General features: G+C 65.7%; 12 protein-coding genes and 1 pseudogene. 5 read left to right on the top strand and 8 right to left on the bottom strand.

What is annotated here, in order from left to right; all coding sequences use genetic code 11:
- From KGM94_RS19620 to pqqA, 8 genes are all read right to left on the bottom strand, one after another.
- Window positions 1-1,419: FAD-dependent oxidoreductase (locus KGM94_RS19620; RefSeq protein WP_300263160.1), on the bottom strand; the 1,419-nt coding region annotated here is incomplete at its 3' end.
- A 239-nt stretch (window positions 1,420-1,658) separates the two neighbouring features.
- Window positions 1,659-2,348, bottom strand: a complete 690-nt coding sequence (locus tag KGM94_RS19615) for a DUF4286 family protein (protein ID WP_300263158.1) — start codon at window positions 2,346-2,348, stop codon at window positions 1,659-1,661.
- Between the two features lie 17 nt (window positions 2,349-2,365).
- On the bottom strand, window positions 2,366-3,349 hold the full coding sequence (pip, locus tag KGM94_RS19610) for a prolyl aminopeptidase (RefSeq protein WP_300263156.1): 984 nt from the start codon (window positions 3,347-3,349) through the stop codon (window positions 2,366-2,368).
- Entirely contained in the window at window positions 3,342-4,544 is a 1,203-nt protein-coding gene (gene pqqE, locus KGM94_RS19605) for a pyrroloquinoline quinone biosynthesis protein PqqE (protein WP_300263154.1), read from the bottom strand. The genes pip and pqqE overlap by 8 nt, the downstream gene beginning before the upstream one ends.
- Entirely contained in the window at window positions 4,541-4,852 is a 312-nt protein-coding gene (gene pqqD / locus KGM94_RS19600) for a pyrroloquinoline quinone biosynthesis peptide chaperone PqqD (protein ID WP_300263152.1), read from the bottom strand. Before pqqD ends, pqqE begins: the two co-directional genes overlap by 4 nt.
- Window positions 4,853-4,860: 8 nt before the next feature.
- Entirely contained in the window at window positions 4,861-5,652 is a 792-nt protein-coding gene (gene pqqC / locus KGM94_RS19595) for a pyrroloquinoline-quinone synthase PqqC (protein ID WP_300263150.1), read from the bottom strand.
- Complete coding sequence (pqqB, locus tag KGM94_RS19590) at window positions 5,649-6,578, bottom strand: pyrroloquinoline quinone biosynthesis protein PqqB (RefSeq protein WP_300263148.1); 930 nt, start codon at window positions 6,576-6,578, stop codon at window positions 5,649-5,651. Before pqqB ends, pqqC begins: the two co-directional genes overlap by 4 nt.
- A gap of 118 nt (window positions 6,579-6,696) precedes the next feature.
- Window positions 6,697-6,777, bottom strand: a complete 81-nt coding sequence (pqqA, locus tag KGM94_RS19585) for a pyrroloquinoline quinone precursor peptide PqqA (protein WP_007595659.1) — start codon at window positions 6,775-6,777, stop codon at window positions 6,697-6,699.
- A 256-nt stretch (window positions 6,778-7,033) separates the two neighbouring features.
- On the opposite strand from pqqA, the gene KGM94_RS19580 reads away from it, so the two are divergent.
- From KGM94_RS19580 to KGM94_RS19560, 5 genes and pseudogenes are all read left to right on the top strand, one after another.
- Complete coding sequence (locus KGM94_RS19580; protein ID WP_300263146.1) at window positions 7,034-7,291, top strand: hypothetical protein; 258 nt, start codon at window positions 7,034-7,036, stop codon at window positions 7,289-7,291.
- A gap of 81 nt (window positions 7,292-7,372) precedes the next feature.
- Window positions 7,373-8,773, top strand: coding sequence for an amidase family protein (locus KGM94_RS19575; RefSeq protein WP_300263144.1), 1,401 nt, complete (start codon window positions 7,373-7,375; stop codon window positions 8,771-8,773).
- Between the two features lie 8 nt (window positions 8,774-8,781).
- Window positions 8,782-9,258: a glutathione peroxidase gene (locus tag KGM94_RS19570; protein WP_300263142.1), complete on the top strand. Its 477-nt coding sequence runs from the start codon at window positions 8,782-8,784 to the stop codon at window positions 9,256-9,258.
- On the top strand, window positions 9,255-9,512 hold the full coding sequence (locus tag KGM94_RS19565; RefSeq protein ID WP_300263140.1) for a DUF3297 family protein: 258 nt from the start codon (window positions 9,255-9,257) through the stop codon (window positions 9,510-9,512). Before KGM94_RS19570 ends, KGM94_RS19565 begins: the two co-directional genes overlap by 4 nt.
- Before the next feature lie 200 nt (window positions 9,513-9,712).
- Window positions 9,713-10,092 (top strand): annotated as a pseudogene (locus tag KGM94_RS19560) (mandelate racemase); the annotation flags it as partial.

Genomic DNA, 10,092 nt, shown 5'->3' with positions numbered 1-10,092 from the left:
GCCGAGTTCGACTTCGGCGCGGATGTCCTTCAGCGCAATCACCTTGTCGCGATGCGGCACCTTGAAGCGCTTGTCGGCGGAGATGTCGTTGTCATAGCTCCACTCGTGGATGCCCATCTTCTGCGAGGAGACGTGCACCTCCGGCAGCGGCCGCTCGTCGATCGCCTCGCCCGACAGCATCCGGTGGATCGACAGCGCGGCGTCGTGGCCGTGCGCCACCGCCCAGATGATATTCTTCGGGCCGAAGGCGGCGTCGCCGCCGAAGAACACCTTCGGATTGGTCGAGGCGAACGTCTTGGCGTCGACCCTGGGCATGCCCCATTTGTCGAACTCGATGCCGCAGTTGCGCTCGATCCAGGGGAAGGCGTTCTCCTGGCCGACCGCGACCAGCACGTCGTCGCATTCGAAGGTCTGGTCGGGCTCGCCCGAGGGCACCAGGTTGCGGCGGCCCTTGGCGTCGTATTCGGCGCGCACCTTCTGGAAGGTGATGCCGGTCAGCTTGCCATTGTCGTGGATGAAGGCGACGGGAACGAGGAAGTTGAGGATCGGAATGTCCTCGTGGATGGCGTCCTCCTTCTCCCAGGGAGACGCCTTCATCTCCTCGAAGCCGGAGCGCACGACGACCCTGACGTCCTCGCCGCCGAGCCGCCGTGCCGTGCGGCAGCAGTCCATCGCGGTGTTGCCGCCGCCGAGCACGATGACGCGCTTGCCGATCTTGTCGGTGTGGCCGAACGAGACCGAGGCCAGCCATTCGATGCCGATATGGATGTTGGCGGCCGCCTCTTTCCGGCCGGGAATCTCGAGCTCGCGGCCGCGCGGCGCGCCGGAGCCGACGAAGACCGCGTCGTACTTCTCGGCGAGCAGCGACTTCATGCTCTCGATGCGGTGGCCGCCCCTGAACTCGACGCCGAGACCGAGGATGTAGCCGGTCTCCTCGTCGATCACCGAGTTGGGAAGGCGGAATTTCGGGATTTGCGTGCGCATCATGCCGCCGGCTTCGGGGTCGCCGTCGAACACGGTGCAGTGATAGCCGAGGGGCGCGAGATCGCGCGCCACCGTCAGCGAGGCCGGACCGCCGCCGACCAGCGCAATGTGCTTGCCGTTCGTCGGCGCGGGGCGCGGCAGGCGCTGTTTGATGTCGTCCTTGAAGTCGGCGGCCACGCGCTTCAGCCGGCAGATCGCGACCGGAGTCTCCTCGACGCGTCCGCGGCGGCAGGCCGGCTCGCAAGGACGGTCGCAGGTGCGTCCCAGAATTCCGGGAAACACGTTCGACTTCCAATTGATCATGTAGGCGTCGCTGTAGCGGCCCTGTGCGATCAAGCGGATGTATTCGGGAACGGGGGTGTGTGCAGGACAAGCCCACTGGCAATCGACTACCTTATGAAAGTAGTCGGGGGCCGCAATATCGGTCGGTTTCATTCCTACCCTGTCCGCACAGGCTCAAGGACCGGCGCGGCCTCTTCGAGTCGCGAACGCCTAAGCCGCGTCCATCTGGTTTCTGAATTGGATCATAGGCTTACCTTATTAGAATCATTCGGAAGCGCGCACAAAGGCAAATTTGCGCGATCTCCAGCTTTCATGGGAGCTGCGCGCGCACAGCATTAATGATCGTGCAATTTATGCGGCAATGCAGCATCGCGCGAAGCGTGTGGCTTTGATCAGCCGCGCGCGATGTCGCTCGCAATGTCGCTCTTGGCGAGGTCCCACATCAGGTCGTAGGTGCCGACCGAAATGGGGAGGGTGGAGGGCGAAGCCGCGGGGCCGGTGAAGCGCTCGGCGATGACCGCGGAGACGGCGCTCACCTCTGTGCCGTCGATCAGGACGAACCAGTCGTTCGCGCCGGCACTGCGCACCGACGGAATCTCGGCCGTGGGACCCGACAGCGCTGCGTCGCTCTCCAGCAGATGCATGGAGATGATGCCGTCGGCTGTCTCGGGTGCGAGTTTTTCTCGCACTGCATCACGCAGTTGCGTCGTGTTGTCGCGCGTCGGGCGCAGCCGCACCAGGCCGAGCGCCGCACCGCGCCCGGTGCCGCGGCTGATGGTGATCCTTGCCACCACGCGAATCATGTTGCGGAAGCGCGCCATGGTCCGGCGCGACCAGTCGGTGGGGTTGGCGAGCCGCGCCCGATAGGCGGGGCTGTCGAGCACGTCGAGCGTCGTGGTCGAATAGAGGCAGAGATATTTCGGGCTGCCCGCATGCGCGACATAGCGCCGCGCCTCCAGGAAACCGTCGATCGCGACGCGCTCCTCGAGGTGCTCGCGGTCGTACCAGCGGTTGAAGTCGGCTTCATCGGCCTCGTCGATGTCCATCGACGTCAACAGCATGCCTTTCCCGGCGAGCGGCATTTTCCTGGGCTTCCTGTTTATCGTGCGGTCGCGGAAGCGAGGTCGGCGACCATCTTCATCACCGCGTCCCTTACCCCGGGATCATAGAGCGAATGGCCGGCCTGTTCCACGATGCGGATCTCGGAACCCGGCCATGCCTCCGCAAGCGCCTGCGATGTTCCGGGCGGACACAGCAGATCGTAGCGACCCTGGATGATGATACCGGGAATGCCGGCCAGCCGTCCGGCGTTGCGCAGGAGCTGATCCGGCGCCATGAAGCAGTCATGGACGAAATAATGCGCTTCCATGAACGGCGTGGAGGGCAGCGGTCTCGTCGAATTCAGCGACGCGAGATCAAGCCGCGTGCGCGCGGGCCCGTGCTCCGACAGGATGCGTTCGGTGTCGTGCCACGCCCGCGCGACGGGAGCGTGAACGGCCGGATCGGGATCGAGGATGCGCCGCCAATAGGCTTCGGCCGGACGCTTGCGCTCCCCGGCCGGCAGCACGCTCAAAAAGTCCTGGGCCAGCGCGGGATGGAATTGCGACAGCGTCGTCGTGAAAGCGGTTTCGACCTCGGCGCGCGTGCCGAGGAAGGTCGCGCGCAGCGCGATCGCCGAGACGCGCGCGGGATGGGCTTGCGCATAGGCGAGCGCCAGCGTCGCTCCCCAGGAGCCGCCGACCACCATCCAGCGTTCGAAGCCGAATTTTTCGCGGATCGTCTCCATGTCCGCCATCAGATGCGGCAGCGTGTTGTGCTCGCGCCCGCCCTTCGGGCGGCTGCGGCCGGCGCCGCGCTGGTCGAACAGCACGGCGCAGAAGCGCTCGGGATCGAACAGGCGGCGATGGTCTGGCTGGCAGCCGCTGCCGGGTCCGCCGTGCAGATAGACGGCGGGAATGCCGTCGGCGCGGCCGACGCTCTCGACGTGGATATCGTGGCCGTCGCCGACCGCGAGCATCTCCGAGGTCAGCGGCGCGAAGGGATCGGCGCGCCTGGCCGACCTGGCCGCGTCGGAATCAGGCATCGCCGTCGGGCTCCAGCGTGCCGCCGGCGAAATTGCGGTAGAGGAAACGGCTGGTCTCGCCTTCGGCTTCGCGCTCGGCCTGCTTGAAGATGCTCTCGTGCATCGGCGACAGCGCGCAGGCCGGATCGGTGTTGGCCGCGTCGCCGGTGAGCGCAAAAGCCTGGCAGCGGCAGCCGCCGAAGTCGATCTCGCGGAATTCGCAGGACTTGCACGGCTCTTTCATCCAGCCGGTGCCGCGATAGCGGTTGAAGGCCTCGGAGTTCTGCCAGATCCAGGCGATGGAATGGTTGGAGCGCACGGATTCGAAATCGAGCCCGGCGATGCTCTCGGCGGCGTGGCAGGGTAGCACCTTGCCGGCCGGCGAGATGTTGAAGAACTGCCGGCCCCAGCCGCCCATGCACTTCTTCGGCCGCAGCGCGTAATAGTCCGGCACGACATAGTCGATCGCGAGCTGGCCCTTCAGCCGCTCGCGCGCCTCCTCGACGAGACGCGTGGTCTCGTCGAGTTGCGCGACGGTCGGCATCAGGGCGGCGCGGTTCTTCAGCGCCCAGCCGTAATACTGGACGTTGGCGACCTCGAGCCGGTCGGCGTCGAGATCGACCGCCATCTGGATGATATCAGGAAGCTGGTGCAGGTTCTGGCGGTGCATCACCGCGTTCACCGTCAGCGGCAGGTCGAGCTCGCGCGTCCACCTCGCGACCTCGATCTTCTTGCGATGCGCGCCCTTGTAGCCGGCGACGCGGTCCGCCAGTCCCTGCTCGGTGCCCTGGAAGCTGATCTGCACGTGGCAGAGGCCGGCCTCCGCGAGATCGGCGAGCTTGTCGCGGGTCAGCAGCACGGCCGAGGTGATCAGGTTGGTGTAGAGGCCGGCATCGCTTGCGTGCCTCACCAGCTCGACCAGATCCTTGCGCGCGGTCGGCTCGCCGCCGGAGAAATGCACCTGCAGCACGCCGATCTCGGCGAGCTCGCTCAACACCTTCTTCCACTCCTCGGTGGTGAGCTCGGTGCCAGCGCGGTCGAGCTCGACCGGGTTTGAGCAATAGGGGCATTGCAGCGGGCAACGGTGGGTCACTTCCAGCAGCACGGCCAGCGGAATGCCGAAGGTTTCCGCCGTCGAGCGCTGCTTTTCCAGCACCGCGAGGCCGTCGCTCGCGGCTGATGGCGTCGAGGTCTGGTCGCCGAGCACTTCACTCATGACGTCTTCTCGCGGGCCTCGGTCAGGAAGCCTTTATCCGCCAGGTCCTGCAGCATGGCAATCACGTCGGTCAGGATCGCGTCACGGGGCGCCGCATATTTCGCGGCGAGCTGGTCGGCGATATCGCCGACGCTGCGCACTCCGTCGCAGAGTTTCAAGACCTCGACCGCGATCTCGTCGGGCGCCAGCACCCGCTCCGGCGCCAGGATGACCCAGACCTGGCGCGTCTCGTCGTATCTGAGCTTGGCGTGCCGCGGCAGCACGGGGCGGCTCGCCTCGCTGACGCCGATGTGACGCGGTCCGGCCATCGCTGTCCCTAGCTCGACTTTTCGTCCGCCTTGGGCACGAAGGCGCCCGGCGGAATATGGCCCTCGACATAGGCGTGATAGAGCGCGTCGAGCTGCACCCAGAGCACGTTGGTCTTGAAGATCAGCGCGTTGCAGACGGCGGCGCGCTCCTCCGGCGTCCTGGCGTTCTTCTTGACGTAGTCGAGCGCGAAATTGGCGTCGCGCGGCGCCTGGCTCAAGCGGCGCTTGAAGTAGCTCATGATGTCGGGGTTGACGAAGTCATAATGCTGCAGCATGCCCGAGATGCGTTCTTCGTGCAGGTTCGGCGCAAACAGTTCGGTCAGCGAGGAGGCGATCGCCTCCAGCGGGCTCTTCTCGCGGCAGTAGTGCACATAGGCCTCGACCGCAAAGCGCGTCGCAGGCAAAATGCCTTCGGTGGATTCGACGTAAGCCGTGTCGAGGCCGAGGCCCTCGGTCAGCTTGATCCAGCGCTCGATGCCGCCTTCGCTGCCGACGTCGCCGTCATGATCCTCGATGCGGTGGCGCCATTCGAGCCGCGTAGCGCGGTCGCGGAAGCGCGAGATCACGACCGCATCCTTAATCGGGATCGTGCTCTGGTAATAGTAGCGGTTGAGCGCCCAGGCCTGCACCTGGCCCTTGTTCAGCTTGCCGCCGTGCAGGAGCTTATGGAACGGATGCAGGCTGTGATAGCGCGTCGCGCCGATATGGCGCAGCGTCGCCTCCAGCTCCTCCGCATTGTTCAGCCTGATGTCCCTGCCGATCGAAAGCGCGGTCATCCCCGTCAGTGTCGTCGCATTCACAGCACGATCTCCGTTCCGTCGGCCGGTATCTGCCAGCCCGCATGCTCGGCCGCCTTGCGCTCGGGCGATGCGGGCAGGAGGGCGGGATTCGAATTGTTGATATGAAGGAACACCTTCCTGTCGATATCGAGGCCGGCAAGCGCTGAGATCGCGCCGTGCTCGCCCGACATCGAAATATGTCCCATGCTCATGCCGGTCTTGTTGCCGAGCCCGGTCCTGATCATCTCGTCGTCGCGCCACACCGTGCCGTCGAAGAACACCAGCGGCGAGCCCGCGATCTCCTTCTTCAGGCCCTCGGTGACGGCGGCGCAGGCGGCGAGGAAGTGGAAGCTCCGCCGGCTCGCCTTGTCGGTGATCTTCAGGCCCAGCGTATCGCCGGCACCGTCCTCGCCGCCGGGATGCGCCTTGCCTTCGAGATACCAGGCCGACTTGCCGGGAACTGCAAACGGCAGGACCTCGATGCCGGAGGGGGAGCCGTCGGTCAGTTCGAGTTCGAATGCGATGTCGATGTCGATCGCCTGCCGCCGCACGTGCTTGTCGTTGAGCACGTTGAAGATGCTGTTCGCCTTGAGGATCGCCAGCACCCTGGCATGCGCATGGATCGTGAATGGCTGGCTCTCGCGCATCGAGAGCAGGCCCGCCACCGCGTCGACCTCGCCGTTGGTCAGGATCACGCCCGCGATCGGGGTGTGGCGCAGCGCGCCCTTCTTCGGGTGCAGTTGCGGCGTGGCGTTCAGTTGTTGTCTGAGATCGGGGGAGGCGTTGATCAGGAACCAGTGCTCGCCGTCGGCGCTGAAGGCGACCGAGGCCTGGGTTCGCTGCAATTCACGAGGATCCGCCCGCGCCGCCCGGCAGCCCTCGCACCCGCAATTCCACTGCGGGACACCGCCGCCGGCCGCGGCGCCCAGGACGACGACGCGAAGCATTGATCCGTCTCCTGGAGCAACGTGACGCGGTGGATCTCAGACCGGCAACACTCCCGGCTTCCGGAAGCACGCCGTGCCCGAAAGATCCACCCGCGTTGAACGCAAACTCGCCAGCCGCCTACTTGCGGGTGGCGCTCACATACATGTTGATTTCCATGCCGCAAGGCACTTCGACGATCTTCGGTGCTTTCCAGGCCATTTCGGCTCTCCTTTTCGCGTATTCGGACGCATCCGCCCGAGAGTTAAATTACTGCGGGCGGAAAAGTTCGCCAGTCAAATCTTGCGGCAAAACGACGGCACTGTACGATTGCTGCGGCGCGGTATCGTGTCCGGAACAGCGAATCGGAACCCGGTCCGGGCGTGCGTTCGTATTTGGTCGCAGACGCTGTCCTGATAAACGAGTTGTGAGCGCAGGCGCGCTTTCAATCGGCTACAGCCGACCCCATTGGAGTGAGATGCCCAGATATTTCTTCAACACCCGCATCGGCGACGAATTGATCGCCGACCCTGACGGCGAGGAGCTGCGCAATGCGGACCGCGCCTGGCAGGTCGCGCGCCAGATGATCCTCGAGGTCCTGAAGTCGGAAGGCGCGCAGCCCGCGCTGATGGAAGCGGTCATCGAGGTCACCGACGCCGACGGCGAGATCGTGCTGGAGTTTCCGTTCACCGAGGCGCTGCTGGACATGCCGGACGTCTCCGTCACCAGGCACTAGCTCGAGAATATCGTCCCTCGCGGAATCCGCATGGCTTTGCCGCGCCGCGGGCGCTAAAAGACCGGTGAAACGGAGCAAGTCATGCAAGATCTCTGGCGCCTGTCCGCCGCCGACCTCGCCGCCCTCGTCAGGTCCAGGAAGGTTTCCGCGAAGGAAGCCGCACGAGCCGGCCTCGCCCGGCTCGATGCCGTCAATCCCGCCCTGAACGCGGTGATCGACCACCGGCCCGAGGACGTGCTCAGGCAGGCGGCCGAAGTCGATGCGCAGATCGCGCGGGGGCAGGACCCCGGTCTGCTCGCCGGCGTGCCGGTCACGGTGAAGGTCAACATCGACCAGGAAGGCTTTGCCACCACCAACGGGCTCAAGATCCAGCGCGACGTGATCGCGAAGAGCAACAGTCCCGTGGTCGACAATCTCCGGAAAGCGGGCGCCGTGATCCTCGGCCGCACCAATTGCCCGGCCTTCTCCTACCGCTGGTTCACCACGAACCTGATCCATGGCGACACCAAAAACCCGCGCGATGCCGCGCTGACGCCGGGCGGCTCGTCGGGCGGCGCCGGCTCGGCGGTCGCGGCCGGCATTGGCCATATCGCGCATGGCACTGATATCGCCGGCTCGATCCGCTATCCGGCCTACGCCTGCGGCGTGCACGGCCTGCGGCCGACCGTCGGGCGGATTCCGGGCTTCAACGCGGCCTTGCCGGAGCGGCCGATCGGGCCGCAGATCAGCGCGGTCTCCGGTCCGCTCGCGCGCACCGTCAACGACCTCAGGATTTCGCTGGCCGCGATGGCGGCGCGCGACGTGCGCGATCCCTGGTGGGTGCCGGCGCCGCTGGAAGGTCCGACTGTGTCGAAGCGCGCCGCTTTGTGCCTCAATCCTGACGGGCTTGCCACGGCACCGGAAGTGAAGGCCGCGGTCAGCGATGCCGGCAAGCGGCTGGAGCGCGCGGGCTGGACGGTCGAGCTGATCGAGAACACCCCGCCGATGCGCGAGGCCGTCGAGTGGCAGACGAAGCTCTGGCTCGGCGACGGCTACGAGGCGCAGCTCGCGGCCGCCGAGCGCGAGGGCGACCCCGGTGCGCTGGCCTGCCTGCGCGGCAACCGGACGAAGGTCACGCCGTTCGACCAGGCCGACTACGCCAAGGCGCTGACGCGGCGCGCGACGCTGACGCGCGAATGGCTCTTGTTCCTGGAAAAATACGCCGTGGTGCTGATGCCGGTGTCCGGCGAATTGCCGTTCCCCGATCATTTCGACCGCAAGGACGAGGCCTCGTTCAAGCGGGTCTGGGAGGCGCAACTGCCGCAGATCGCAATTCCCTTCATGGGACTGCCGGGCCTGACGGTCTCGACGGGCCTCGTCGGCAAGGCGCCGGTCGGTGTGCAGGTCGTGTCCGGCCGCTACCGCGAGGACCTCTGTCTGCTCGCGGGCGAGGCGATCGAGGCCGGCGGCGTGCCGCCGTCGCCGATCGACCCGGTCGCATAAGGGCTCCGATGTCGTCGATCTACGATTTCGCGGCAAGATCGCTTGCCGGCGAGGACGTGCCGCTGCGGCGCTACGAGGGCAAGGTGCTGCTGATCGTCAACACCGCGAGCAAATGCGGCTTCACGCCGCAATATCGCGGCCTGGAGGCGCTGCATCGCGATTACGGTTCGCGCGGTCTCGCGGTGCTCGGCTTTCCCTGCAACCAGTTCGGCGGCCAGGAGCCGGGCAATGCCGAACAGATTCAGGAGTTCTGCGCCGGCAAGTACGACGTCAGCTTTCCCCTGTTCGAAAAGATCGACGTCAACGGCGCCGCCGCGCATCTTTTGTATGAGTACCTGAAACGTCAGCAATCCGGCTTGCTCGGATCGTCGATCAAATGGAATTTCACGAAATTCCTGGTCGATCGTGCGGGCCGCGTGGTCGGCCGCTTCGCGCCGACCGCGACGCCGGACGGATTGCGCAAGCAGATCGAGACATTGTTGTGAGCGAGACCAAGATGAATGACGAACTGCCCGACCGCCTGTCGGTCGATCCGAACAGCCCGTACTACAACGCGGAGGTGCTGGCGCGCGATGTCGGCATCCGCTTCAAGGGGGTCGAGAAGACCAATGTCGAGGAGTATTGCGTCAGCGAGGGCTGGGTGCGCGTCACCGCCGGCAACGCCAAGGACCGCTACGGCAACCCGCTGACCATCAAGGTGCACGGCCCGGTCGAGCCGTATTTCAGGGACAAGAAATAACACTCTCTCCACGTCATTGCCTAGGAGCGAAGCGACGAAGCAATCCATGCCGTCAATTCCTCATCCTGAGGAGCGCGGAACGCGCGTCTCGAAGGATGAAGGCCCGCCTCGTGGCCTCGCCCTTCGAGACGCCGCGCAAGCGCGGCTCCTCAGGGTGAGGGTCTGTCAGTCTCGATTCCGCTAGCGAAAGCCAAATCCCCATGTCCGTCCGCATCCTCGACGTCCGCGAGGTGACGAAGCCGATCTCCTCGCCGATCCGCAACGCCTATATCGACTTCACCAGGATGACGACGAGTCTCGTCGCCGTCGTCACCGACGTCGTTCGCGACGGCAAGCGCGTGGTCGGCTATGGCTTCAACTCCAACGGCCGCTACGGGCAGGGCGGCCTGATCCGCGAGCGTTTTGCCTCGCGCATCCTCGAGGCCGGCCCGAGAACGCTCTTGAACGAGGCCGGCGACAATCTCGATCCGGACAAGATCTGGTCCGCCATGATGACCAACGAGAAGCCGGGCGGCCACGGCGAGCGCTCGGTCGCGGTCGGCACCATCGACATGGCGGTGTGGGACGCGGTGGCGAAGAT

This window comes from Bradyrhizobium sp. (assembly GCF_028868675.1).
Taxonomy (GTDB): domain Bacteria; phylum Pseudomonadota; class Alphaproteobacteria; order Rhizobiales; family Xanthobacteraceae; genus Bradyrhizobium.
Note: the sequence above shows the minus strand (reverse complement) of the source record. Positions and strands in the feature narration are given on the sequence as shown.